Annotated in this window: 21 protein-coding genes and 1 riboswitch; of the genes, 15 read left to right on the top strand and 6 right to left on the bottom strand. The window is 44.0% G+C overall.

The features are described 5' to 3' along the window. Positions 1-215 precede the first annotated feature (215 nt). The 5 genes from JMY02_RS10830 (at position 216) to pnp (ending at position 4,648) form a co-directional block, all read left to right on the top strand. Entirely contained in the window at positions 216-740 is a 525-nt protein-coding gene (locus JMY02_RS10830; protein WP_201598100.1) for a type 1 glutamine amidotransferase domain-containing protein, read from the top strand. Positions 741-814: 74 nt separating this feature from the next. After that, positions 815-976 (top strand): hypothetical protein, encoded by a 162-nt coding sequence (locus JMY02_RS10835; protein WP_201598101.1) that lies wholly within the window; start codon positions 815-817, stop codon positions 974-976. A 124-nt stretch (positions 977-1,100) separates the two neighbouring features. Beyond that, the gene (locus JMY02_RS10840) at positions 1,101-1,274 is read left to right on the top strand and encodes a hypothetical protein (protein WP_201598102.1); all 174 of its coding nucleotides are present in this window, start codon (positions 1,101-1,103) and stop codon (positions 1,272-1,274) included. Positions 1,275-1,660: 386 nt separating this feature from the next. Beyond that, on the top strand, positions 1,661-1,927 hold the full coding sequence (gene rpsO, locus JMY02_RS10845) for a 30S ribosomal protein S15 (protein ID WP_025652581.1): 267 nt from the start codon (positions 1,661-1,663) through the stop codon (positions 1,925-1,927). Between the two features lie 618 nt (positions 1,928-2,545). Then, on the top strand, positions 2,546-4,648 hold the full coding sequence (gene pnp, locus JMY02_RS10850; protein WP_201598103.1) for a polyribonucleotide nucleotidyltransferase: 2,103 nt from the start codon (positions 2,546-2,548) through the stop codon (positions 4,646-4,648). A gap of 252 nt (positions 4,649-4,900) precedes the next feature. Here pnp and JMY02_RS10855 read toward each other — a convergent pair whose 3' ends face one another. From JMY02_RS10855 to JMY02_RS10870, 4 genes are all read right to left on the bottom strand, one after another. Continuing rightward, on the bottom strand, positions 4,901-5,467 hold the full coding sequence (locus JMY02_RS10855; RefSeq protein ID WP_201598105.1) for a macro domain-containing protein: 567 nt from the start codon (positions 5,465-5,467) through the stop codon (positions 4,901-4,903). Positions 5,468-5,496: 29 nt separating this feature from the next. Then, the gene (locus tag JMY02_RS10860) at positions 5,497-6,051 is read right to left on the bottom strand and encodes a hypothetical protein (RefSeq protein ID WP_201598107.1); all 555 of its coding nucleotides are present in this window, start codon (positions 6,049-6,051) and stop codon (positions 5,497-5,499) included. A 113-nt stretch (positions 6,052-6,164) separates the two neighbouring features. Further along, positions 6,165-6,422 (bottom strand): YheV family putative metal-binding protein, encoded by a 258-nt coding sequence (locus JMY02_RS10865; protein ID WP_201598111.1) that lies wholly within the window; start codon positions 6,420-6,422, stop codon positions 6,165-6,167. Beyond that, a complete protein-coding gene (locus tag JMY02_RS10870) occupies positions 6,423-8,615 on the bottom strand; it encodes a M3 family metallopeptidase (RefSeq protein ID WP_201598114.1) in 2,193 nt (730 codons plus the stop codon). A gap of 491 nt (positions 8,616-9,106) precedes the next feature. On the opposite strand from JMY02_RS10870, the gene JMY02_RS10875 reads away from it, so the two are divergent. The 10 genes from JMY02_RS10875 (at position 9,107) to JMY02_RS10920 (ending at position 23,248) form a co-directional block, all read left to right on the top strand. Continuing rightward, the gene (locus JMY02_RS10875; protein ID WP_201598117.1) at positions 9,107-10,219 is read left to right on the top strand and encodes an AOC03_06830 family ribosome hibernation factor; all 1,113 of its coding nucleotides are present in this window, start codon (positions 9,107-9,109) and stop codon (positions 10,217-10,219) included. 532 nt (positions 10,220-10,751) lie between these two features. Continuing rightward, a riboswitch (guanidine-I (ykkC/yxkD leader) is annotated at positions 10,752-10,868 on the top strand. 46 nt (positions 10,869-10,914) lie between these two features. Beyond that, positions 10,915-11,679, top strand: coding sequence for an urea amidolyase associated protein UAAP1 (locus tag JMY02_RS10880; RefSeq protein WP_201598119.1), 765 nt, complete (start codon positions 10,915-10,917; stop codon positions 11,677-11,679). Positions 11,680-11,743: 64 nt separating this feature from the next. Beyond that, the gene (locus JMY02_RS10885; protein WP_201598122.1) at positions 11,744-12,448 is read left to right on the top strand and encodes an urea amidolyase associated protein UAAP2; all 705 of its coding nucleotides are present in this window, start codon (positions 11,744-11,746) and stop codon (positions 12,446-12,448) included. A 59-nt stretch (positions 12,449-12,507) separates the two neighbouring features. Then, a complete protein-coding gene (gene uca / locus JMY02_RS10890) occupies positions 12,508-16,143 on the top strand; it encodes an urea carboxylase (RefSeq protein WP_201598125.1) in 3,636 nt (1,211 codons plus the stop codon). A 110-nt stretch (positions 16,144-16,253) separates the two neighbouring features. Next, on the top strand, positions 16,254-18,062 hold the full coding sequence (gene atzF / locus JMY02_RS10895) for an allophanate hydrolase (RefSeq protein WP_201598131.1): 1,809 nt from the start codon (positions 16,254-16,256) through the stop codon (positions 18,060-18,062). A gap of 118 nt (positions 18,063-18,180) precedes the next feature. Then, on the top strand, positions 18,181-19,212 hold the full coding sequence (locus JMY02_RS10900) for an ABC transporter substrate-binding protein (RefSeq protein ID WP_201598134.1): 1,032 nt from the start codon (positions 18,181-18,183) through the stop codon (positions 19,210-19,212). Between the two features lie 66 nt (positions 19,213-19,278). Next, complete coding sequence (locus JMY02_RS10905) at positions 19,279-20,220, top strand: ABC transporter permease (protein ID WP_201598137.1); 942 nt, start codon at positions 19,279-19,281, stop codon at positions 20,218-20,220. Further along, entirely contained in the window at positions 20,221-21,147 is a 927-nt protein-coding gene (locus tag JMY02_RS10910; protein ID WP_227678483.1) for an ABC transporter ATP-binding protein, read from the top strand. Between the two features lie 265 nt (positions 21,148-21,412). Further along, the gene (locus tag JMY02_RS10915; RefSeq protein WP_201598151.1) at positions 21,413-22,168 is read left to right on the top strand and encodes an endonuclease/exonuclease/phosphatase family protein; all 756 of its coding nucleotides are present in this window, start codon (positions 21,413-21,415) and stop codon (positions 22,166-22,168) included. Between the two features lie 51 nt (positions 22,169-22,219). After that, positions 22,220-23,248 (top strand): NADP-dependent oxidoreductase, encoded by a 1,029-nt coding sequence (locus JMY02_RS10920; protein WP_227678484.1) that lies wholly within the window; start codon positions 22,220-22,222, stop codon positions 23,246-23,248. 6 nt (positions 23,249-23,254) lie between these two features. On the opposite strand, the gene JMY02_RS10925 is transcribed toward JMY02_RS10920, so the two are convergent. Both JMY02_RS10925 and JMY02_RS10930 read right to left on the bottom strand, forming a co-directional pair. Next, on the bottom strand, positions 23,255-23,872 hold the full coding sequence (locus tag JMY02_RS10925) for an alpha-ketoglutarate-dependent dioxygenase AlkB family protein (RefSeq protein ID WP_021814110.1): 618 nt from the start codon (positions 23,870-23,872) through the stop codon (positions 23,255-23,257). A 16-nt stretch (positions 23,873-23,888) separates the two neighbouring features. Next, entirely contained in the window at positions 23,889-25,790 is a 1,902-nt protein-coding gene (locus tag JMY02_RS10930) for an ABC transporter ATP-binding protein (RefSeq protein WP_201598154.1), read from the bottom strand. Between the last annotated feature and the right edge of the window lie 374 nt (positions 25,791-26,164).

A 26,164-nucleotide genomic window follows, 5' to 3' on the forward strand; every position in this document is an offset into this window, starting at 1 on the left:
AAAATAATATAAAAGAGTAAGAATAAATAGAATAATAAGAAATATTAAATAATAAAAACTATAAAAATTATTAGACAAAAAAATAAATATAATGATTGTCAAATATGAATATAACTAAAAGAAGTAATATTTTCTATACATAATAATTATAAATAAAAAATAATCAGAAGAATTAACCCATTTACTAATAATTCATTAATAGAAGAAGATATATTATGAAAACGATCGCTTTTTTATTACACAATAACTTTGAACAAGCAGAATATGAAGACGTTAATAACCAGTTAAAAGAGAAAGGTTATAAGACTATTCTCATCACTACCAATAAAGAAAAAGAAGTTCAGGCAATGAAGCAAGATGTAGATAAAGGCGATACCTTTACTGCTGATATCTTTGCAACAGAGGCCAATGTTAATAGTTATGACGCGTTAGTATTACCGGGTGGCACTGTCAATGCTGATACAATTCGCGGTAATGAGCAGGCACATAATATTGTTAAGGCTATTTACGAAGCAGGCAAACCACTGGCTGCGATATGCCATGCGCCTTGGATACTTATCAATACGGGAATTGCCAAAGACAAAACATTGACTGCCTATAACTCTCTCCAAACTGATTTAGAAAACGCTGGGGCAAATTTTGTGGATAAGACTGTACAAGTTGATGGTAATTTAATTACTTCACGTAATCCAGACGATATCAAAAACTTCGTTGAAGCTATCGACAAAGCTTTATCGTAAATTTTTAATATTTTTCAACCAATAAATTAGCATATCAACGCAATTTATTTATAACTAAAACTAAGGACAATATCATGGCAAACTCTAATCCAAACGATACCAAAATTGAACAACAGCGTTCTGAGTCAGCAAAAGCTGCACTGAAGAGTCAAACTGAAAACAATCACACAGAAGATTCTGATGCAGCAGCAGATCGCCTTGCTGATAATCTAGAAAATGCAAAAAAAGATAAGTAACGTATTTTGTGAAAGAGTAGTTTTAACTCTTTATTAGTGTGGTTTTCTATCAAGGCCACACATTTATATTGGTTATATAAATAGTAGTAACCAATATGAGAATTAAATAAAAATAGGAATTACTATGAGCAATGTATCGAACAATAAAGACGAACAAGAACAAAAGATCGAGACACTTGTAGAAGATATCAATCCTAGTGAGGATGCCACTCCTGATAGTCTGGCTGAAGCAACGACAGCCCCTCTTGCTGACGATGCGCTTGGTGGTAATGCCAATGAAGATAATGTCAAAAAATAAATCATTATGTGTGGCATTGAAATTAAAATCTTTGATAAGCGCTGATGACATCTATAAAACTATTACGAAAAACTGCTGCTAGTTCAGCAGTTTTTTGTTATAATGCCGTCACCTTTAAATTGGATTTTAGATTAAGCGTTTTAGTTAATTTCATGGCATCAATCAGATGAGTTAATAGATATTTCGCGTGTCTCTGTCCTATTTTTAAGTAATTGTTTTTTAAATGATTGTTACAACAACTGATTAAGCTTGGCGTACACTAGGTCAACTCTAGTAATGCAGGGTTGTCCTGAATGACGTCTAAGTTACTCTATTTATTATTCTACTGTTTTTAAGGCTACTCATTTGGGTATCCCTTAGAGCTTTTAGCATTGCCGGAGATATTTATGCTAACTAATACCGATCGTGAACAAATCATTTCTCAATACCAGCGCGGCGAGAACGACACTGGTTCTCCAGAAGTTCAAGTGGCTCTATTGAGTGCTCGTATCAATGATTTGCAGAACCATTTTAAAGCGCACAAAGCGGATCATCATAGCCGTCGCGGTCTTATCCGTATGGTTAACACCCGTCGTAAATTGCTTGATTACCTAAAAGGTAAAGACCTTGGTCGTTATACCACTCTTATTAGCCAGTTAGGTCTACGTCGTTAATTTAGCGGCAATAGTGCGAGTGGTTGTTGAAACAAAAAATGCCATCATATGGCATTATCTCGGAGTTTTTGCTAGACCACTTGGAACTTGCTTGCTGATATTGAGAAAATAGATTTCTTCTAAAAACGGTGTGGAATAGTTTCACGCCGTTTTTTTATGCTTATTAATATTGACGCTGATTTCCCTAAAACCAAATGCTAGGGGTTGATATAGCAGTGATTGGTAATTCATTGGTCAACGCTTGCAAATCACTGTAAAATAATATCTCGTGATTTTTACAGCAAGGTCATTGTTTAGATAATGATTAACTATGAAGTGGTAGTGATAAATACCACTATTTTTAGACGTCAGAGACACCGTATATTTATGACTTTCCCCATCTGATAGATGTATAGTAAAGCCGATATTGAGCGATTAAGTACATACAATAGATAGTAAGATACTTTTTATAGAGAAAAAGCTACAGAGAAAAAGATAAATCATAAGATTGATCGTAATTGACATGATTTTTAGCAGAAAGCGTATCGATTCGCGATTATATACAAAGAATTTTAATGACAGATATCAGCTTTTTTTGATGCTGATATTACTTTTGTCAGTCAACATTAGGAATATTATATGACAATGTTTAATACCATCAAGCGTGAATTTCAATATGGCAATCAGCAGGTTGTTATCGAAACAGGCCGTATCGCTCGTCAAGCCAATTCTATTTTAGTACATATGGGCGGTGTAACGGTGCTAGTAGCGGCTGTTGTAAAATCAGACGCCAAAGAAGGCCAAAATTTTTTTCCGCTAACCGTAAACTATCAAGAAAAAATGTACGCTGCTGGTAAAATTCCAGGTGCCTATGGCAAACGTGAAGGCCGTGCGAGTGAGTTTGAAACTTTGACCTCACGCTTGATTGACCGTCCGATTCGTCCGCTGTTTCCTGAAGGCTATGTTAATGAAATCCAAATTACTGCGACAGTTGTGTCATCAGACAAGACTCAGTCTGCAGATATCGCGGCACTCATTGGTGCCTCAGCAGCATTGGCTATCTCTGATGCGCCATTCAATGGTCCAGTCGCAGCTGCCCGTGTTGGCTTCCTCAATGGCGAGTACGTCCTGAACCCAACGATTGAGCAGCTTAAAGAGAGTGACCTTGACTTGGTTGTGGCTGGTACTAAGTCTGCCGTACTAATGGTTGAATCTGAAGCGGCAGAGCTATCAGAAGATCAAATGCTAGGTGCCGTACTATATGGTCATCAGCAACAGCAAATCGTTATTGATAACATTGCTTCGATGGCAGCAGAAATCGGTACCGCTAAGCAGCAGTATAATGCCCCTGAGCGTGATCAAGCGCTTACCAGCAGCATGAAAGAGCAGTTCGGTGCGCAAGTGGCTGATGCTTATACTACTACCAATAAGCAAGAACGCTACACTAAGCTTGACGAGATTAAGCAATCAATTATCGATGCGCTTGCTGGTGATGCAGAGGCAGAAAATTATGCTGATACCGTATCTGAGCTTAAAGAAATCTATAACGACCTTAAATATCGTACCGTTCGTGACAATATCTTGTCAGGTAAGCCGCGTATTGATGGACGTGATCTTGAGACCGTTCGTGCCCTTGATGTACAAGTTGGTGTATTGCCATATACGCATGGTTCAGCATTGTTCACACGCGGTGAGACGCAAGCATTGGTTACGACCACGCTTGGTAACAGCCGCGACGTCAACATGATTGACTCACTAGGTGGCACTATCCGTGACCATTTCATGCTGCATTATAACTTCCCGCATTTCTCAGTTGGCGAAACAGGTCGTGAAGGTATTCCAAAACGTCGTGAAATCGGCCATGGTCGTCTAGCACGCCGCGGTGTACAAGCGATGCTACCGGATAGCGAACGCTTCCCGTATGTCATCCGTGTGGTATCAGAGATTACTGAATCAAATGGTTCATCTTCTATGGCGTCTGTTTGTGGTGCAAGCTTGGCATTGATGGATGCTGGTGTACCATTAAAAGCACCAGTTGCTGGTATCGCGATGGGTCTGGTTAAAGAAGGCGAGCGTTTTGCGGTATTGTCAGATATCTTGGGTGATGAAGATCATCTTGGCGATATGGACTTTAAAGTTGCTGGTTCTAAAGACGGTATTACTGCGCTGCAGATGGACATCAAAATCGAAGGCATTACGCCTGATATCATGGAGCAAGCGCTTAAGCAAGCCCATGCTGGCCGTATCCATATCTTAGATGCGATGAACAAAGTATTGCCATCAAGCCGTACTGAAATTAATGCCCATGCTCCTAACTATGCCGTTATCGAAATCAATCCGGACAAAATCCGTGACGTAATCGGTAAAGGCGGTGCAATGATTCGCCAGCTAACAGAAGAAACTGGTGCGGTTATCGATATCGATGATGGTGGCACGATTCGTATCTTTGGTGAAAACAAAGCGGCGACTAAAGCGGCTATTGGCAGAATCGAAGCATTAACGGCGGAAGTTGAAGTCGGCAAAACTTATGAAGGTACCGTCGCTCGTATCGTAGACTTCGGCGCTTTTGTTAACGTTTTACCGAACACTGATGGCCTAGTACATATTTCACAAATCGCAGAAGAGCGCGTAGAAAATGTATCAGACTATCTAAAAGAAGGTCAGATCGTGAAAGTATTCGTTCAAGACGTCGACAACCGTGGTCGCATTAAGTTGACTATGAAAGGTATCGAGCAAAACTAATTTTTATCTATTAGTTTGGTCTAGATATGAAAAAACCGCTTTGAGACGCTCATTATGAGTGCTCAAGGCGGTTTTTTTATGCACTAAAAAAAGTCGAAATAAGCGCTTGGTTTATATAGTTAGGTCAATATAAAACAGAGTCAGCGAAACTGGGATAAATTTTGCTTGCTTGCTGTGCCTACGTAGCTCGATGCTACAAATTTATCCCAGTCTCACATTATAATGTCGTGTATCTATTTTATTTAGTATCGACTATATATTGATGTCTTTAGGAAGGTGAATATCGATATGAAGCTTGGGTACGTCTTGTAGCTGCTGTGTCAACAAAGGTAAGACGTCAACATACCAATCTAAAGGAACCAATTTTGCTGTTGTATTGGCAGTATCGTTGGCATTGTTTTGCGCATTATGCAAAATAAGTGGGCGCGCGAGTAGGGCGGCTCTGCGGATACCTTGATAGCGAATGAGTGGGACAAGTTGTTGTTGCAAATCCATTAAAGCGCTACTAAGCCCGCGTAATCGTACTGGATGATAAGGATGATCTGAGACAACAAGATTGGCAATATAAATTGGTTGGTTGCCATTACCACTGATACCAAGGCCTGCTCGTTCAAGCGCGCGTTTATGCAATAAACAACTGCCCACGTTTAGACTGCCATCACGACAAGCGCGATAATAACGTTGATAATTATCAGGAAATAAAGTCTTAGCGCGTATCAGCACAGCATCTAGAACCACGCCTGCGGTATTAACTGGTAGGATAAGCAGCTGTGCGCTACTATTTAATATAGGGGTGTGTGTTAGTTGCAGAGTTGCCATCACTAGCCCCTTTATAAAAAATGATACGTTTATTCTACGGAAGTCTCGTCAGTATTATTCGTTTCTAGTTGTGCAATTTGTTTTTCGAGTAAGGCAATTTGTTCGGCCTTCATATTAGTCAATTCTTTATTCATAGCCAATTGTTCAGCCGCCAATTTTTCTTGTTCGGCCAAGCGCTTACGCTCATCTTCTAAGCGATCAATTTCTTCTTTAGCTAGGCTGTCTGTTTCTGGCAAAGGAGCATTTAGGATGGCCTTAGGATCTAGTGTCTGAGTGCTTGAAGCAGTCAAAGGATCTGTGCCCTCGTTTAATGCATTTTCATTTAACGCGCTTTGATTGAATGCCGCATCATTTGTCTCATTATTTAATGGCACCGAAGCAGATGGTTCGGCAGTGATTGGTTCTGTTATCGTTGCTGGGTTTTCGGTAGCACGAGTCTCCGTGTCAGGGGAGATACTTCTCCAAACCAAGTAACCAATCAATATCGCTGCCAAAATAACAGCTAACCACCATTTTTGGTGGAATTTCGCAGACTGCTTTTTTGATGATTTGGTGGATAAAGGACGCATTTTTTTACGATTCATACGAGGGTCAATTTATGTCAGAAATATAAGTAGACATACTATAACAAACTCAAAATAAAAAGCCTATCTATTGATAGATAGGCTTTCTTTTGGATAAGTGACATTACTGCATTTTAGGGTTTGAATTTTACGGTACCACTGGTGCCAGTAATCATCGCGTCACGAATCAGTTCATCCTCAAGATGGTTTTTTGCACTGATTGCATCAGGGTCAGGGCGATGCTCTGTATGTCCACACTGGGTACATTTTATATATTCATCAGGCGCTGGCGTGGCAATATTCACTTGCACTACTGCATCCATCGTTTGACATTTGGGGCAGCGAACCCCTGCTAAGAATTGCCGCTTGGGACGTGACGACTGATAACGCATTTAAATCACCTCATGCGTCGTTTGCGCATTTGCTGCATCGATCTTTTTAGTATTAGCAAAACCACTGTGGCGCAATAGGGCATCGATACTGGCACTACGACCACGGAAGTTCTCAAAGTTGGTTTTGGCTGGGAAGCTACCACCAACTGAGAGAATAGTGTCACGGAACGCTTTACCCGTTACTGGATTAAAAATACCGTCTTCTTCAAACTTACTAAAGGCGTCTGCCGAGAGCAGCTCTGCCCATTTATAAGAGTAATAACCTGCGGCATAACCACCGGCAAAGATATGGCTAAAACCATTGGCAAAGCGGTTATAGTCGGGCGTCTGCATAATGGCGATGTCGCTACGTACTGTGTTTAAGGTCGCTAAAATACCTTCGTAATCAAGTGCTGGCGTATGCGCGTGAATTAATAAATCAAACAATGCGAGCTCGATTTGACGCAGCGTTTGCATGCCACTTTGGAAATTTTTCACTGCCAATAGTGCATCGAGCTTGTCTTTAGGCAATGCCTCACCAGTTTCGACATGACTGCTGATAAGCGCAATACCTTCGGCATCCCACGCCCAGTTTTCCATAAATTGACTCGGTAACTCGACCGCATCCCACTCAACACCATTGACACCAGCGACATCACCGACGGTCACTTGCGTCAGTAAATGATGCAGACCGTGACCAAATTCATGGAACAAGGTCAGCACTTCATCATGGGTTAATAAGCTGGGTTTGCCATCCAGTGCTGGCGTAAAGTTGCCAACCATAAAGCAAACAGGCAGTTGCTGATGCGCTTGTTCGTCATAACTATAACGCGACTGAAAGCCATTCATCCATGCGCCGCCCCGTTTACCACTACGGGCAAATAAATCAAAGTAAAAACCACCGAGCAGGTTGTCGTCAGCATCAAATAATTGATAAAAGCGTACGTCGTCATGCCAGCGCGATAGCTCTCTATCATCGTTGGTTTGTTCTTTCACCTTGATATCGTATAGACGCTCTACAATCGCAAACAAGCCATTAATGACTGTTGGCAAGGGAAAGTAAGGACGGATTTCTTCTTGCGACAAGTTAAATTTACTTTGCTTTACTTTTTCAGCGATATAAGCGCTATCCCACGGTTGTAATTCATCGATGCCGTAAGCATCCGCATACTGTTTCAGTTGCGCCAAATCTTGCTCAGCTGTGGGCGTTGCTTGCGCTGCTAAATCACGCAAAAAGGTTTCAACCTCTGCCACGCTATCTGCCATTTTTTTCGAGAGTGATACGGCTGCATAAGCAGTAAAACCTAATAGCTTGGCTTTTTGCTCACGCAATTGCAGGATTTTGCTCATGATATTGGCGTTGTTTAATGACTCACCTTTGGCATTGGTATGCGTATCGAACTCAGAAGCACGGGTGACATAGGCTCGGTACAGTGTCTCACGCAGATTGCGATCGTCTGCATAGGTCATGATAGCCAAATAAACAGGGATATTTAAACTGGCGACATAATAAGGAGTCGATAATGCATCAATGTCTTCTTGCGTGAGTGTGCCGCTGGCAAGCATGCGCGCTTTGTATTGTGCGCCTGCATCTGCTAAGAGCGCCAGACCACTTTCTGTCAAACCTGCCAGTTGTTCATCTTTCAGCGGTAACGCATAGGCTTGGGTGGCATCCAAAATATGATCAGAAAAAGTCGCTGATAAGGTAGACAGCTCGCTTTGAATCGCTGCAAATTTTTCTTGTTCAGTTTTGGCTAATGCCACGCCCGACAGCTCAAAGCTTCGTAGCGCAAGCTCAATAGCACGTGCCCGCGCAGGTTCGAGTGCGGCAAAAAATGCCTCATCATTTACGACAGCTTGGTACCGACTAAAAAGCGGCTGATATTGTCCCACTCGCGTGCCATAAGCGGAGAGCTTAGGCAGCAGTTCATGATGGACATGACGAATCTCATCGTTGCTCGTTACGCTATTTAAATGCGACAAAACACCCCAGCTACGATCCAGTGCCAAGTTCATATGGTCAAACGCCATGACATCTGCCAAGGCTTGTTCGGCGCTCATGTCAACAGAATGATCATCCTTGTTTGTCGTTCTGGTCATGTCATCCAAAAATGCATTGGCAGTATTGATAGCGTTCAGAACTTCGTTCTGTAAGGTGCTTGGCGATGCACTGGCAAAGTCAATAAGGTGTAAGTCTGGAGAAATAGAGGTCATAAAGATATCCAATTTGAATGAATGATGGGTGGGCAAGTGAGGCGATCTACAGAGCACTAGCGTGCCGCTGAAACAGACGATTTAGGGTAATGTTAATGTTTTAAGTATTTTATGGTTTATATGGGATATCTAAAAGATGGGTTCATTTGGTAAAAATGCAACCTGATTTATGACTATCTGGTGATAGAGTGATTGTTCTAGTAAACTCAGAAAAGATAAAACGACTTTTTAGCAATATAAAGTGTTTTACTTACAAAGCGCTATCATTTGCTTGCAAATTAACCCTACAGCAGGTTAGGTTCAACTGATAGCATCATTGTAATGGAATAGAGAAATTTTTCTGTAAATCGACAGTTTCTCTAGTATTAAATCCATAATTAACTTGCTGATGCTAAAAATAAAAAAGATAACAGGGGTTAGTTTTTTTAATAAACCAATTAATTAGCAAATGCCAAATTAATAGTGAATGATAATAAAACAAGGAGCAATCTATGAAAGCGACTCTCAAAAGTTTACGCCAAACCAAAGCCAATCCTGCGGTCAGTATTTTTGTTAAAACACATCGTGCGCATCCCGCTAACGATCAAGATCCCATTGCCCTAAAAAACCAATTAAAAGTAGCCGAAGAACGCTTAACCAATGAATATGATAAGCGTACCGCGACCACTATTTTGGACAATATTCACGCCAAGACCAATGAGCTTAATCATAATTATAATCTTGATACCTTAGCGATATTTGCTAGTACTGACGACGTACAGATCATTCGTATGCCAATTGATACGACCGAACGTGTGGTTATCTCAACAAGCTTTGCGACTCGTGATTTGGTTCGTGATATGGCAAGTGCGGTGCATTATTATACGGTAGTGCTTACCCGTGAGAACGCTCGTTTGATCGAAGCTTCTAATGATCGTGTCATCAAAGAATTCGATAAAGATGATGATGGCCAAAACAATATGGACAATATTCCTTTCCCTATCGAAAATAACGGTCTGTATATGACTGGTGATGGTGGTTCGGATCGTTCATCGAACAATGAAAGCAGTTATCTAAACGAGTTCTTTAACCAAGTAGACAAAAGTGTCCAAGAGCTGTGGGGTGAGCATAAAATGCCTCTGGTTATCGTGGGTGATGCTAAAAATATTGGCTACTACAAAGAAGTCTGTGATCGTCCAGATAACATCATTGCGACAGTCTCAAATGCGACCAATCTAGAAGATGGTAGTGCCCAGCATATTATTGATAGTGTTCAAGAGGCGGTAGAAGAGTATCGCACGTCGCTACATAAAGCAGCCATGGGTGAGATTGATAAAGCGCGCGGTGCCAATATGTTGCAGACCGATTTACAAGAAGTCTATCGCAGTGCCTTCCAAGGTGCAGGTGAAACGCTTTATGTCCGCCGTGGATATATCCAATCTGCCAAGATTGATGAAAAAGCGCAGACATTGAGTCTTGCGGATGATGCTGCCGTAGAAGGAGTCACCGATGACGCCATTGGCGAAATCATTGAGCATGTGATTCATAATGGCGGTGAAGCGGTATTTATGCCACAAGACATCATGGGCGAAGATCAGCCGATTGCTTTGGTGACTCGCTACTGATTGATGAATGCTGTCTGTTGATCATAGTCATTTACAGACGAGGCATTAATAGAAAATAGTGAGACATACTGTAAAAGCATTGATTCGATAAGAATCAATGCTTTTTTTTGGTTATTCATATTTGGTTATAAAAATATGATGCACAGTTAGCAATATTGAGTGGTTTAGAATAGGGCAGTATTTATCATTGTGGTGCATGGTGTTCTACGATAGTGCGCGTGCCAATTCGATTAATCGCCACTTCAGAAGTTACTTGTATGGCTGTGACATGCCCTAGCGGTAGTCGGTGTTAAGAGAGATACTGGTTTTATTGAAAGTCACTACAGCCTATGCCTATCGGTAGATGTAGTGAATGATGCAATTATCTTTTATAAAGAACTAAACGACTACTATCATTGCCACTTTTACGGGCAGATTTTATTTTTAGCGAAGCGTAGGCCATAAATTGATCGTAATAATTTTTGGCTGGCATAAGGCTTGCACAATGATTAGTACACGGTTAACTACCGTCATATTACTAATCTAAGAGCTAAAAAATGCCGTCTAGGGTTCCGATATAGTAAGGGAATAATACTTTCCAACACTATATGACTGGTCCGAGAGATGGCGGTTCGAAAGAACTACACGGAGGGATAAAAGCCCGGGAGACTCTAAGTGACACTGCTCACTTAAGCTCATAACTGTGGAGTTTTTTTATGTCATCATTTCCAATCACTACATCAGACAGCTCGTCTTCAGCCCATTTCAGCATACCTTTATCCGGTGGTCACCATTGGTGCGGTCGAATCAACAAACATCATGTGCTAACCCTCAAGTCACTCGCCGCCAATGCCAATGCTAGTCTATATGTGGTCAATGCTGATGAGAAGCTTGAACGCTTCAACATGCCAGACAGCCTAAAAGCGCAACACACATTATACCTGTCCAAAGGTCACGTGCTCTATTCCGATATGGGCCGAGTATTGGCTTCTATCATCAGTGATGACCATGGCTGGAATGATGCCATTTGTGGCCCTAGTAATGCTGCTATGATCAGCAGTCAGTACGGCAAAAAAACCTTTCAAGATGCTCGCAATGATCGCTATCAAAACGGTCTTGATGGGTTACTCACCGAAATGTCGAAGTTTGCTCTAAATACGAGTGATCTGACCGCAACCCTGAATCTATTCTCTAAAGTCACCCCTGATGTCCAAGGACAGCTGTCTTATGTGACTGCCGACAATACCGACCAATCTGTTTCCTTACGCTTTGAGATGAATTGCTTAGTGTTCATTTGCAATGCGCCGCATCCGCTTGACCCATCAGACGTTTATGATCCGGCTGACATTGAGCTAACCGTTCAGGCTGCAGCGCCGATGGTGCCAAAGACTGAGTTTGATGTCTGCCGCGATTCTTGTGAGCAAAACCAGCGCGGCTTTGAGAACAATGCTCGCTATTTTGGTGACTACGCAAACGTATAAATAACGTTTGATCGTCGCAGATGCTTATCAAGAGATGCCTCATTTTAATCAAGGGAACCAGATCATGACTATTAATAACGAAATTCAAAAAAAAGATAACTATGTAGATAATGTAGAGAGTGTAGAGAGTGTAGATGCAATCGATTCTAAGAATATTCAGCTGCGCGAGATATGTGCCGCTGGAGAGGGATGGATGGCAGAGGTCAAAAAAGGTCAGACGTTACGCATTATAGATAGTGAAGGCAATCAGGCAGTCGACACCTTGTTTATAAGCTGTGCTGACATTGCCGAACGTTATAGCGCCACCGATACATTGGCGCAGAATCAGAAGTTATTTTTGGAAATGGGCAGCCAGCTTTTTACGAATAAAGGCCGCGTCATCGCTACTATCACAGAAGATACTTGTGGTCGCCATGACACGTTGGGCGGTGCGTGCTCATGCGAGAGCAATACCGTACGTTACGCTCACGATACCTATCCCATGCACAGCTGTCGAAACAACTTTATGCATACCCTAGCGACCCATCCGATTGCTCAAAAGCATGGTCTGACGCTACGCAATATCGGACCAAATATCAATTTCTTTATGAATGTGCCCATCACCCCTGATGGCAGCTTGGCCTTCGACGATGGTATCTCAGCCCCTGGTAAATATGTCGATATCACCGCTCAAATGGACATGATTGTGCTCATTTCAAACTGTCCTCAGCTCAATAATCCCTGCAATGGCTACAACCCAACGCCAATTGAGCTTGTGATCTATGAGTGAGTGCGACGTTTGCAGATAAGACGACACGATCTATTAATAAGAAAGCTGAGGAAATTGTGATGTTCAAAAAAGTATTGATTGCCAATCGTGGTGCTATTGCTTGTCGAATTATACGTACCTTAAAACAAATGGGTGTGGCTTCAGTTGCCGTTTATACCGATGTGGATCGCGGATCCTTGCACGTCAGTGAGGCTGATGAAGCCATAAAAATAGGCACTGGTCCTGCCAGTGACAGCTATCTGAATATGGACAAAGTGCTGCAAGCAGCTATTGATTCAGGTGCTGAGGCGATTCATCCGGGTTATGGGTTTTTGTCAGAAAACGCAGCATTCTGTGATCGCTGTGCGGCAGCTGGTATTGCCTTTATTGGACCAACCTCAGAGCAGTTGCTCAGCTTTGGACTCAAACACACAGCTCGTAAACTGGCCATTGAAAGCCAAGTGCCATTATTACCCGGTAGCGATCTACTACAGGACGTTGATGAGGCATTAGGTGAGGCTGAGCGTATTGGCTACCCTGTCATGCTAAAAAGTACGGCGGGCGGCGGCGGTATTGGTATGCGTCTCGTCTGGAACGAAGGTGAGCTTAAAGACGCTTACGAATCCGTGCATCATTTGGCACAAAGTAACTTTAGCGACGCAGGTCTTTATCTTGAGAAATTTGTAGAGCATGCCCGCCATATCGAAGTTCAAGTCTTCGGTGATGGTATGGGTAATATCATTACCTTAGGGGAGCGCGATTGCTCTATCCAGCGGCGCAATCAGAAGGTGATCGAAGAGACGCCAGCACCGCTACTATCAGATGCTCAACGACAGAATCTGCAACAGGTGGCTACTCAGTTGATGCAACAGGTTAACTATCGCTCTGCGGGTACGGTTGAGTTTGTGATGGATGTCTCGACACAGGCGTTTTATTTCTTGGAGGTCAATACGCGCTTACAAGTGGAGCATGGCGTCACCGAAGAGATTTACCAAGTAGATTTGGTGCGCTGGATGATTGAGCTGGCCGCAGGGGAGTTTGTATTACCAGCGTTGCCACTACAGGCATCAGGTCATTCGATTCAGGTTCGTTTATATGCTGAAGATCCGGTCAAAAGCTTCCAGCCAAGTACTGGCATTTTAACGGATGCCTATTTTGATAAAGAAGCGCGCATTGAGACTTGGATAGAAACAGGCAGCGAGATATCTGCTTTTTATGATCCGATGCTGGCGAAAATTATCGTCACTGCCCCTGACCGTACTCAAGCATTGGCAAAGATGAGCAAAAGCTTGGCAGTGTCTCGCATGGCAGGTCTGGAAACCAACCTCGAATATTTACAGCAAATAGTGGCCTCAGATACGTTTCATAAAGGCGCGCAGACCACAAGGTTTTTGAATACCTTCACGTGGCTCAGTCAAAAGATTGAAGTGATACAGTCAGGTGTGCAGACTGCGGTACAAGATGTACTCGGTCGACAAGGCTATTGGGATGTGGGGGTGCCGCCATCGGGTGCGATAGATGGTTTGAGTCTCAATACCGCCAATCAGCTGTTGGGCAATCCATTCAACACAGCAGGTCTTGAGTGTGTGGTCACTGGACCGACGTTACTGTTTCATTGTGACAGTCAGATTGCCATCACTGGCGGCACAATGAGTTGCCTGTTGGATGGTGAAGCGCAACCAATGTGGCAAACCATCACCGTACGTAAAGGTCAGACACTTGCGTGTGGCAATATCACATCGGGCTGTCGCAGCTATATTGCCATCAAAGGTGGAATAGATGTGCCTGAGTATTTAGGCAGTCAAGCAACCTTTAGCTTAGGGCAGTTTGGTGGTCACGCTGGTCGTAATTTGCTAATCGGGGACATGCTACCGATTGAGCGATGTGATACACCTAGCGCGACCAAAACCTTACCCGTGGCACAGCGTCCAGAGTTTAGCGGGTTATGGCAAATAGCCGTCATGTATGGACCACATGGTGCGCCAGATTTCTTCACGGACAATGACGTATCGCAGTTCTTTGGGCACGAGTGGGACGTTCATCATAATTCTAGCCGTACTGGCATCCGCCTGGTTGGCCCCAAGCCTGAATGGGCGCGTGAAGATGGCGGCGAAGCAGGTCTACATCCTTCAAACATCCATGACAATGCTTATGCCGTTGGCGCGATCGATTTCACTGGTGACATGCCAATTATTTTGGGGCCAGATGGACCAAGCTTAGGCGGCTTTGTTTGCTTGAGTGTCATCGTCGCAGGTGAGCGTTGGAAAATGGGACAGCTCAAAGCGGGTGATCGAGTTCAGTTCGTACCTGTCAGCTACGAGCAAGCCGCGCAATTACATCAGCGCTACGATGACATGCTGCGAGCTGATGACTGTCGTTTGATTGATTACCGCTTACCAGTCACTACCGATAAGGCTACTTTGCAGAGCGCCATACTAGAGTCACTACCTATCAATGATATCCGTCCAAAAGTGGTATATCGCCCCGCAGGAGATAGCTATATATTGATTGAATACGGCGAGCAGGTGCTGGATTTGCAACTGCGCTTTCGTGTTCAGGCATTGATGGAGTGGCTACAAACGCAGCAGATCGATGCCATTATCGATTTGACACCCGGTATTCGCTCGTTATTAGTCCACTATCATTCATTAAAGCTATCACAGCCAACCCTGCTAGCGATGCTCAAGCAAGCGGAAAGCGCCTTGCCTGATATTAAAAACATGCAAGTACCTTCTAGAATTGTCCATCTACCAATGGCATGGGCGGATTCGCAAACCAAGCTCGCGACAGAAAAGTATCAGCAGTTGGTACGCCCCGATGCGCCGTGGTGTCCTGATAATATCGAATTTATCAGACGTATCAATGGTTTGGCTTCGGCTCAAGCGGTCAAAGACATTGTCTATGATGCCAGTTATTTGGTCATGGGACTGGGTGATGTGTATTTGGGCGCGCCCGTTGCCACGCCACTCGATCCCAGACATCGTCTCGTCACCACCAAATACAATCCTGCCAGAACATGGACACCAGAGAATGCCGTGGGCATCGGCGGCGCTTACATGTGCATCTATGGTATGGAAGGCCCAGGCGGTTATCAATTCGTGGGCAGAACGCTACAAATATGGAACCGCTATCGCTCGCATCCAAGCTTTGAAGCTGAAAAACCATGGCTGCTACGATTCTTTGATCAAATTCGTTTTTATGAAGTCAGTGAAGAAGAACTGTTATTGATGCGAACCGCCTTTAAAGCGGGTGAGCTATCGATTGAGGTTGAAGATAGTGTGTTAAACCTCGCTGAGTATTACGACATGCTAAGTGAGAACAAAGACAGTATTCAGACGTTCAAAGATCAGCAACAAGCCAGTTTTGAGGCTGAACGTCAGCGTTGGAAGCAGCAAGGGATTGATCAATACGTTGGTGAAAATATTGAGGCGGTAGAGGTTTCATCAGACGTCACTGTACCTGAGGGCGGCATAGTCGTCAAAGCTCATATGATGGGTAGTGTCTGGAAAATCGCTTGTGCCGTAGGCGATGTGGTCGATGAAGGACAGACGCTAGCGATTATAGAAGCAATGAAAATTGAAATACCCATTATGTCGCCAGTGGCGATGCAGGTGGTGAGTATTGAGATTGAAACTGGCATGACAGTGAAATCTGAGCAGCCTTTATTCGTACTGGCACCGATCACCGTTAGCGAATCAACGACGACAATAAAGTAAAAAATCAATATCACAACATCAGGTCATTAGACGCTTTTATTAGCGCATGACTTTTATTAGCGCATGATTTTATTTTAAAAATGGTGATAAAAACGATAGGGAGAGCGATTATGCAGATGAATTGGACGATCAAAGATTGGCAACGTACTTACGCTGAGGGAGATATTCAGCTCAATGATCTACTGGATTACGTTGCGGGTATCAGCAATGACAACAATGCTTGGATTGAGATTGCTACTTCTGAACAAGTAACCCAACAACTCGAAATCATCAACGCCCAAAACCCCGAAGACTTACCTTTATATGGCATACCGTTTGCGGTGAAAGACAATATCGATGTGGCAGGCTTCCATACCACAGCGGCTTGTTCAGCCCCTTTATATTTGGCTGAAACAGACGCGCATGTGATTGCCAAGCTCAAGTCAGCTGGGGCTGTGGTCATTGGTAAAACCAATCTCGACCAATTTGCGACAGGACTGGTGGGAACGCGATCGCCTTATGGCGCGGTGACCAATAGTTTCAATCCCGATTATATCAGTGGCGGCTCAAGCTCAGGCTCTGCGGTCAGTGTTGCCAATGGCACGGTGCCGTTTGCGCTTGGGACAGATACAGCAGGATCTGGGCGAGTGCCTGCTTCACATAACAATATAGTGGGTTTGAAGCCGACGAAAGGGTGGCTATCCACCACGGGTCTCATTCCTGCTTGCCGTCTGCATGACGTGATTTCTATTTTTGCGCTTGGTGTTGATGAGGCGTGGCAAGTGGCTCAGGTAATGAAAGGCTATGATGCAAAAGATGATTACAGTCGCGCTCATCCGAACACCGCACCAGTTGCCTTTAGTCTTGGCAAAATCGCTATCCCTGATACCTTGGAATTTTATGGTGATACCCAATCAGAACGGGCTTTTGAGGTGGCACTTACACAACTTGAGGCTATGGGCTATGACGTCACACCGATAGATTTTACAGTTTTTAACGAGTTAGCCGATGCGCTCTATAACGACAGCTGGGTCAGTGAGCGTGCTTTTGCGATTGACCAGTTTGTCAGTCGTGATGAGCTTTTGTCCATTACCCGCCAAATTATTAGCCAAGCTGACAATTATAGTGCCGTCGATGCGATGAGCGCGGAGTATACACGCGCCGCATTCAGCCGTCATATTCAACAAGTGCTATCTGAGTTTGATGCGTTGATGGTACCAACAGCACCGACCATTTACACCATTGACGCTGTCAATGCCGACCCATTGACCAAAAACAGTCACATGGGCGCGTATACCAATTTTGTGAATTTAGCAGATTTGTCCGCATTGGCCTTACCAAATGTAATCGCTGATGATGGCTTACCGCGCGGCGTGACCTTTATTGCCATGACTTGGCACGATGAAGCCTTGGCCAATTTTGGTCATCAATGGCAAGCCGCTTTGAAAACACCAATGGGAACGTCACAGCATCATTATCAATCTGACAAATCACAATCACTGATTCCTCTTAGTACCAAATTTGATAATGATAGTAGCGTTGAGCTGGCTGTGGTTGGTGCGCATTTAAGTGGTATGCCGCTCAATTATCAGCTGACGGATCGAGGTGGCGTATTGTCTGAAAAAACTCAAACGGCCGCGACCTATCAGCTCTTTGCATTGGCAGGATCAACACCAGCCAAACCCGGGCTTAAACGCCAGAGTGGCGGGCGCGCTATTGCGGTAGAAGTCTGGCGTATTCCTAAAGCAAGATTTGGTGAAATCGTTAATGAGGTGCCGTCCCCATTAGGCATTGGCAATGTTGAATTGGCAGATGGGCGCTGGGTTAAGAGCTTTATTTGCGAAGAGTATGGGTTTGCAGACAGTACAGATGTCACACATTTTGGTGGCTGGAAAGCGTACATAGACTCGCAATCAGCGCCAGTCACTGCTGCCACATAAATTGACTCACTACTTAAAACAGTAATACAAGCAACGCCATTTTATCTCATCGCACTACATCACCCTCATCAGCAGGCATTTCCATAGGGGAACTGTCTTTATTCAAGGAGTAAGACTCATGAATCGACGCTTATTTACTTTTGCGATTTTTTCAAGCTTTATGCTGTTTGGCTGTGACAATACCGCCACAGTCCCGATGCCTGAAGGGGAGGCGACAACAGACAAAGCCGCGGCTGCAAACGATGAGCCAATCTCTATCGGTTACAGTGATTGGCCGGGCTGGGTGGCTTGGCAGATTGCGATTGACAAAGGCTGGTTTGAGGAAGCAGGTGTGAATGTCGAGTTTAAGTGGTTTGACTATTCTGCGTCCTTATCTGCTTTTGCTTCCAATCAATTAGATGCCATTTCTGTGACGAATGGCGACAATTTGGTCAACGCTGCGGGCGGTAGTGAAGGCATCATTATTTTGGTCAATGATTATTCTGCAGGAAACGATCAAATCATTGCCAAGCCCGGTATGACTAGTGTCGCGGATTTAAAAGGCAAGTCGATTGGGGTCGAAAAAGGACTGGTCGATCATCTTTTGCTCAATAGTGCGCTGGCTGATAACGGCTTGAGCGAAGCGGATGTGACCTTGGTAAATGCCACCACCAATGAGCTGCCGCAAGTGTTTACCAATGATAGCATTGACGCCGTTGCTATTTGGCAACCCAATGCCAACCAAGCTTTAAAAAATGTGCCCAGTGCAAAAGCCATTTATACCTCAGCGGACAAACCCGGTCTGATTTATGACACGTTAGCTGTCAGTCCTGCCAGCCTATCTGCTCACAAGGCCGAGTATGCCAAAATCATTCAAGTTTGGGGCAAAGTCGTCAACTACATCAATGATCCTGCGACTCGAGACGATGCCATTAGCATCATGTCCAATAAGGTAAACGTCCCCGCAGATCAATACAGTACTTTTTTGAATGGCACCAAATTGATGAGTTTAGAAGACAACAAAAAGGTCTTTGCCAAATCTGATGAGCTGAGCTCTATTTATGGGTCGAGCTACCATGTCAATCGGTTCAATATCGACAATCAAATTTATACGCAAACAATTGATATCGATAAATTAATCTACCCTGATTTGATTACTCAGAACGATTAATAGCGACTGTGTTCATTGCAAAGACAAAGGTTGTAGCGTCTTTATCACCATTTTATAGAGAAGCCTATGAGTCATATCAATCAGTATTTAACCAAAAAGACCACCATTGGGTTAAATGTACTTTCATTTTTGATTCCGATCTTAATATGGTGTGCGGTGAGCTATCTGCCTTTTATTTGGCATCCACAAGTTGAGATTACCGATGCAGGAAGCAGTACGTATCTACAAGAAGGCAGTCGCATTGAAAAGGCGGTATTTTACCAAGAAGCACAGGATGCTATGGCATCAAATGCTGTACCGCCGCAAGGAAAACTGGTCAATCCAATCTACTTGCCAGCGCCTGATGAGGTGGCGACAGCGATGGTCACCGCTTTTGTCACACCGCCTGCGCAAGCTGATGGCCCATGGTTGCACGAGAGTCTGTGGCAAAGCGTTCGCACGGTATTTATTGCTTTCTTTATCTCATCGATTATCGGTATACCGCTAGGATTATTATGCGGATTTTCTCAAAAAATCGCGCAAATTACGCAGCCGTTTGTGGAGTTTTTTCGTTACTTACCCGCGCCAGCCTTTGGCCCTTTGGTTGTGGCGGTACTGGGTATTTATGATGGGCCAAAAATTGCCATTATCGTGATTGGTACTTTGTTTCAACAAATTCTAATCATTGCCAATACCACGCGCACGATGGATTTAGGACTTATTGAGGCAGGATATACTTTAGGCACTAATAAGCTCAAAAGCTTCTTTTATGTGTTGTTGCCTGCTGTCTTGCCCGATGTCTATCGAGATTTGCGGGTTTTATTGGGCTGGGCATGGACATATTTGATTGTTGCTGAACTCATCGGCACCACCTCAGGCATCACTTGGTTTATTGTGCAACAAGCCCGTTACCAGCATTTTGATAATGTCTACGCTGGGATTCTTCTCATTGGGTTTATCGGGTTGGGGACAGATATCTTACTGTACCAGCTGGGTAAAAAACTCTTTAAATGGAAAGCGAGTATTTAAATGATGACTCATGATATTGCCTCTTCAGTCGCTGTAAACAGTGCTCATACCAACCATCAGCAAGTCATTGATGATTACTTCAAAGCACTGTATCAACGAAATGTGGTGCTAAAAGTGGATAATTTGACACAATCGTTTGACCAAGGCGGTAGCCGAAAAGTCATACTAAAAGAGGTCAGCCTACAAATTCATGAACGCGAGTTTGTCTGTGTGATCGGGCCGTCTGGTTGCGGAAAATCGACATTGGGACGTATTATTGCTGGTTTAGATGCTTATCCGAGCGGTGAGGTCATCGTTGATAACGAACGAGTGAAAGGCCCAAGTGCCAGTCGCGGCATGGTTTTTCAGGGCTATACTTTGTTTCCTTGGAAAACCGTCAAAGAAAACGTCATGTTTGGTCCCATCATGGAAGGTCGTAGTAAGTCGAATGCTGAGCGTAGCGCCCGTGAGTGGCTCGATATCGTCGGTCTTACCAAATACGAAAACCATTATCCGCATCAGCTGTCAGGTGGCATGAAGCAGCGGGTAGCCATTGCAAGAGCACTGATTAATGAACCCAAAGTATTGATTATGGATGAACCCTTTGGCGCGCTTGATCCTTATACCCGTCAAAAAATGCAAAAGCATTTGCTGGATTTGTGGCGCAATATTGACATCACTATTGTGTTTATTACGCACGATATGGATGAGGCGGTACTGCTCTCAGACCGCATCGTCGTTCTCAAAGCCAATCCTGGTGAGGTTCAAGATATTATTGAAGTGCCACTTGCACGGCCTCGTCATCCTGACATCGTGACGGACAGTCAGTTTTTGCAATTAAAAGCGCGCATCAATAGTATCGTTCACAACCCACAACCTGAGATTGATCCTGCCTTGGTTGAGATGCCAGACATTCCACGTATGACACCTTTAGACACCTATAAATAAATATCTAATCATCAATAAAAGAGAGTCAGTAAGACTGGTACAAATTTTTCGTAGCTTGTTTTCCGTAACTTCTTTTTCGTAGCCGCTAGTAGTAACGGCACAGCAAGCACCGAAAATTTTTACCAGTCCCACGCCTCATAACGTGTCAATCTTCTGCCCTTCATATCACACCCATTACCGATTAAATGCTGCTGATAAATACGACTGCTGTTATACTCAATAGCGTATTCCTCTGTATACCGATCTTTTTATGACTAATAAAATTATGACCACCTCTTCTTTTGTTCTGACCAGCTATAACATTCATAAAGGTATGTCGCCTTTAAATCGCCAAGTAAAAATGCAGGGTATTGCCCAAGCACTCGATATCATTGGCTCAGACGTGCTGTGTCTGCAAGAAGTACAAGGTCAAAATCTCAAGCGCAATTTGCAGTATAACGAATACCCCGACCAATCACAGCATGAGTGGTTTGGCGAATATCTACAGCTGCAAAACAGTTATGGCAAAAACTCAGAATATGAAAATGGGCATCATGGCAATGCGGTACTTAGCCGATTTCCACTGGATCCAAAACACAATGTGAATATTACGGTCAATAAACTTGAGCAGCGCGGCGTGTTGCACTGCGAAGTACAGCCAGCAGGTTGGGAGATGCCCGTTGTCGTGTTATGCGCCCATCTGAACTTGTTTGAGCGCGATCGTATCAAACAATACGAAGCGATCGCTAATTATGTTCGCAATGAAATTGCCTCCGATCAACCATTGATTTTGGCGGGTGATTTTAATGATTGGAAAAAAATGTCTTGTGACAAGCTTGCTACCAGTTTAGGTATGATTGAGGCCTTTAAGCACTTCCACGGCAAGCTGATGCCAACGTTCCCAGCCAAAATGCCTGTGCTCAGTTTAGATCGTATTTATGTACGTAATTTAAAGATTAAAGACGCTTGGGTACATACGGGCAAACCATGGTCAACATTATCAGATCATTTGCCCATCAGTGCAGAGCTGATGTTGCCGTGATATATTGACCACTACAAGTGAGTAATCAACCAAATATAAGGATATTCTACTATGGTGATGTCATCTACTACTGCTCAGACTGAGCAAGCCACTGCCCAACTGCCAACTGCCCAACATGCTGTCCTCATACGCGAATTTGGCGAACCTGAAGTAATGAAATATCAGGATGGGGTCGATATGCCCAAGTTACAGGACGATCAGGTATTGGTAAAAGTTGCCTACGCTGGCATCAATCCTGTCGATTACAAAACCCGTCAGGGCAAAGGCTGGGGCGCAGAAAATATTCGTAAAGAAAAATTCGACAACGACCAACCAGCAATTTTGGGGTTTGACGTATCCGGTGAAGTGGTCGCCAGTCATAGCGATCAATTTGCTATTGGTGATAATGTCGCGGCTTTGACTTTTAATGGCGGCTGCTATGCAGAGTACGTGGTGGTCGATGCCAAACTGCTGGCGAAAGTGCCAGCGGCTGTTACTTTAGAGCAGGCAGGGGCGTTGCCTTGTATCGGACAAACCGCGATCCAGTTTGCGGAGTTTGCCGATATTAAAGAGGGCGAGCATGTGGTCATCAATGCGCCAGCGGGCGGTGTCGGTCACTTATTGATTCAGCTATTAATGAAGAAAGTAACAGCAAATAATATCAAGGTAACGGTTATTTGTTCGCCAGAAAAATATGCCAAGCTCGATGAGCTGATAGATATCAGTAAACTGGCTGGTTGGATTGATTATACCAAAGATGAGGATTTTACTGAGCTGCAAGCCGATGTGTTGCTTGATTTGGTTGGAGATGAAGCGGGCGTACGCGCGCTGAGTGTACTCAAATCTGGTGGGCGAGTAAATGTGCTACCCACTATTTGGGTTGATAAACTAAAAGAAGCAGGCGAGCAAAAAAGCTTGGAAGTAGCCGGTTATAAAGCGCAGCGTAGTGGTGAAGACATGGCGCGAGTTTTACAGCTCGTGGCTGATGGCGAGCTGACTTTACGTATTCAGCAGACATACCCATTAGCAGAAGTGGTTGCTGCGCATCATGAGCTACAAAAAGGCGATGCTTTTGGTAAGATTGTTTTAAAAGTAAGCTAACAGGCGTTAATTGGCTGGCATGTGCCGAAACGTTAGGCTAATGCGCCCATCTGAGATGGTTTTCGTCTTAGTGATGGTATGTTTCCAAAAGGTTTGTGTGTCGCCATGCATGACAACAAGCTGACCTGACTCAAGATAAAGCGCGACTTTATCTTGAGTTTTTTTGTGTTTGAAGACAAACTTTCGTGTGGCACCGAGCGAGAGGGAGGCGATGATTGGCTGATGCCCAAGCTCTTTTTCATCGTCAGCGTGATAGCCCATACCGTCAGCGCCAGACGGATAGTAATTGAGCAAGCAAGTATTGAAATCAACGATGATGCCGATACTTTTCAACGCTAGCTCGACAGATTGTTTCACGTGAAACACCGCATCTGACCATGGAATAGCCTGACGCGTCTGTCCTGAATAGTGGTAGGGAGTATTGTTTTCACCCATCCAGACGATCTGGCGAGTAGTGATGTGAGTTTGTCCAAACAGCGTCACGATATCAGACTGCCAAGGTAGCTCTGCGAAAAGGGTTTCGTACTGTTCATTAGGGTTATCAATAATGATACCCAAGTCATTCACCTTACCATCGTAAGGCAATAAATTATCTGTAGGCGCTGGGGCGAAGAGATCGGTCATGGTTGCGCCTATTTATTTAACTGTCTTCACCCAAGAATCCACCACTTTGACGATGCCACAATCTTGCATAGACGCCATGTAGTGCCAGTAGTTCGTCATGGCTGCCTTGTTCGATAATCTGACCTCGATCCATGACCACCAAGCGATCTAGTGCTGCAATGGTAGAGAGGCGATGCGCAATTGCGATGACGGTTTTGCCTGTCATGATGTCATTCAAGCTTTCTGTAATGGCAAACTCAATCTCTGAGTCAAGCGCACTGGTTGCTTCGTCTAATAGCAAAATGGGCGCATTTTTTAGCATGACACGTGAGATAGCGATACGCTGACGTTGCCCGCCAGAGAGCTTGACGCCGCGCTCACCCACTTGCGTGTCAAGACCTTTATTGCCTTTATCATCATACAAGTCTTTGATAAAGTCCCACGCTTGCGCTTGCTTCGCCGCCGTCATAATCTCTTCATCGGTAGCATTTGGGCGACCGTATGCGATATTCTCACGTACCGTACGATGTAATAAAGAAGTGTCTTGGGTCACCATACCGATCTGTTGGCGTAAAGACTCTTGCGTAACGTCGTCAATGGCTTGTCCATCAATCAAGATTTTGCCGCTATCCACATCAAAAAAGCGTAATAACAAGTTCACTAAGGTTGATTTACCTGCACCTGAGCGCCCAACCAAGCCTATTTTTTCGCCCGGCTTGATATCTAAATAGAAGTCATCGAGCAGTTTGATGGTAGAAGGTGCTGGCGCGTTTATTTCGTCTATATTTTTACCTTCAATATCGTCGTTATCATTTTCATAGCTAAAATCAACATGATCGAATATGATACGTCCTTCGGTAACTTTTAAGGCAGGGGCATTTGGTTTATCAATGATCTTTTGCGGCGCTGATAACGTGCGCATACCGTCTTGTACCGTACCGATACTTTCAAATAGACTGGCAGTTTGCCACATAATCCAGTGAGTCAGACCATTTAAACGCAGTGCCATCGCGGTTGCAGCAGCAATTGCACCAACACCAACGGCGCCTTGTTGCCATAAATACAAACCTATACCAGCCGTGCTACTGACTAAAATAATACTAATAAGATGAGTCGATACTTCTAAATAGCTGACCCAGCGCATTTGCGCGTGTACTGTACCCAAAAATTGACCCATGGCGTTTTTGGCATAGCTCAGCTCACGGCGCGAATGGCTGAACAGCTTGACGGTCATGATATTGGCGTAAGCGTCTGTAATGCGGCCCGTCATGAGCGCCCGTGCATCCGCTTGTACAACGGCCGTTAGTTTGAGTTTGGGAATAAAGTACCAAATGGCCAGTGTAACCAAGACCAGCCAAATAACAAATGGAATCAGCAATAGGCTGTCTAGGTTAAATAGAATAATACCTGAGGTTATAAAATAAACGGCGACATACATAAACATGTCGGTGACGGTCATGACGGTATCACGCACTGCCAGCGCAGTTTGCATCACCTTTGCAGAGACGCGTCCTGAAAACTCATCTTGATAAAACTGCATCGATTGCCCAAGCATGCGTTGATGAAAGCGCCAGCGCATTTGCATCGGAAACACGCCTTGCAACGTCTGAAAATGAACAAGCGATGACAGCGCAATCCATACGGGACTCACTATCATGACTGCCAGCATTAAGAGCAGCATGTCGCCCTTTTCTAACCATAAATTCTCTGGCGTATAAACGCCCAACCAATCGACGATATTGCCAATCCAAGCAAACAGCATGGCCTCGTAGATACCGATGCCTGCTGATAGAATCATAAACAGTAGCAACCAGCCGCGCAGACCATAGGTACACGCCCACATAAATTTAAGCATGCCATCACGTGGTGAGGGCAGCGGCATAGGCGTCTCAGGAAAAGCGGGTAGGCGAGTTTCGAAAAAGCGAAATAGAGCATTCATAGGCAGTCATAAAACATCAATAGCAGTACGCCAAAACCAACGATATCACTCGTTATTTTGAATCTTTACTGTTGTTATTAGGAGTGCGCACTATTTTAACAAACTTCACCATGAGAGCTGCATGCTAATTGTAATTTCACCGTCACAGGGGCTATTTGTTATATAGTCAATCTCAAATGAAACAGACCTATTATGTTGCAACGCGGAACTGGTATAAATTTTTCTGGCTTGCTGTGGCTTCGCAGTCTCGATGCGGCGAAACTTCTCGTTTAAAGATAAGCATTCCAGTCACGCTGGCTCTTTTTTATGCTGAACTCACTATATTATTGATCTATCATAAAGCCATTTAATTTCTTATTTTTGCTGTATAAATA

This window comes from Psychrobacter vallis (assembly GCF_904846715.1).
In the GTDB taxonomy this organism is placed as follows: Bacteria; Pseudomonadota; Gammaproteobacteria; order Pseudomonadales; family Moraxellaceae; genus Psychrobacter; species Psychrobacter vallis.

Coding starts and splice junctions, on each gene's coding strand:
- JMY02_RS10830 (WP_201598100.1), top strand. CDS start 216: ATGAAAACGATCGCTTTTTTATTACACAATAACTTTGAACAAGCAGAA.
- JMY02_RS10885 (WP_201598122.1), top strand. CDS start 11,744: ATGACTATTAATAACGAAATTCAAAAAAAAGATAACTATGTAGATAAT.
- JMY02_RS10905 (WP_201598137.1), top strand. CDS start 19,279: ATGAGTCATATCAATCAGTATTTAACCAAAAAGACCACCATTGGGTTA.
- pnp (WP_201598103.1), top strand. CDS start 2,546: ATGACAATGTTTAATACCATCAAGCGTGAATTTCAATATGGCAATCAG.
- JMY02_RS10835 (WP_201598101.1), top strand. CDS start 815: ATGGCAAACTCTAATCCAAACGATACCAAAATTGAACAACAGCGTTCT.
- JMY02_RS10840 (WP_201598102.1), top strand. CDS start 1,101: ATGAGCAATGTATCGAACAATAAAGACGAACAAGAACAAAAGATCGAG.
- JMY02_RS10900 (WP_201598134.1), top strand. CDS start 18,181: ATGAATCGACGCTTATTTACTTTTGCGATTTTTTCAAGCTTTATGCTG.
- uca (WP_201598125.1), top strand. CDS start 12,508: ATGTTCAAAAAAGTATTGATTGCCAATCGTGGTGCTATTGCTTGTCGA.
- JMY02_RS10865 (WP_201598111.1), bottom strand. CDS start 6,422: ATGCGTTATCAGTCGTCACGTCCCAAGCGGCAATTCTTAGCAGGGGTT.
- rpsO (WP_025652581.1), top strand. CDS start 1,661: ATGCTAACTAATACCGATCGTGAACAAATCATTTCTCAATACCAGCGC.
- JMY02_RS10925 (WP_021814110.1), bottom strand. CDS start 23,872: ATGACCGATCTCTTCGCCCCAGCGCCTACAGATAATTTATTGCCTTAC.
- JMY02_RS10880 (WP_201598119.1), top strand. CDS start 10,915: ATGTCATCATTTCCAATCACTACATCAGACAGCTCGTCTTCAGCCCAT.
- JMY02_RS10860 (WP_201598107.1), bottom strand. CDS start 6,051: ATGAATCGTAAAAAAATGCGTCCTTTATCCACCAAATCATCAAAAAAG.
- JMY02_RS10915 (WP_201598151.1), top strand. CDS start 21,413: ATGACCACCTCTTCTTTTGTTCTGACCAGCTATAACATTCATAAAGGT.
- JMY02_RS10930 (WP_201598154.1), bottom strand. CDS start 25,790: ATGAATGCTCTATTTCGCTTTTTCGAAACTCGCCTACCCGCTTTTCCT.
- JMY02_RS10855 (WP_201598105.1), bottom strand. CDS start 5,467: ATGGCAACTCTGCAACTAACACACACCCCTATATTAAATAGTAGCGCA.
- JMY02_RS10910 (WP_227678483.1), top strand. CDS start 20,221: ATGATGACTCATGATATTGCCTCTTCAGTCGCTGTAAACAGTGCTCAT.
- JMY02_RS10870 (WP_201598114.1), bottom strand. CDS start 8,615: ATGACCTCTATTTCTCCAGACTTACACCTTATTGACTTTGCCAGTGCA.
- atzF (WP_201598131.1), top strand. CDS start 16,254: ATGCAGATGAATTGGACGATCAAAGATTGGCAACGTACTTACGCTGAG.
- JMY02_RS10875 (WP_201598117.1), top strand. CDS start 9,107: ATGAAAGCGACTCTCAAAAGTTTACGCCAAACCAAAGCCAATCCTGCG.
- JMY02_RS10920 (WP_227678484.1), top strand. CDS start 22,220: ATGGTGATGTCATCTACTACTGCTCAGACTGAGCAAGCCACTGCCCAA.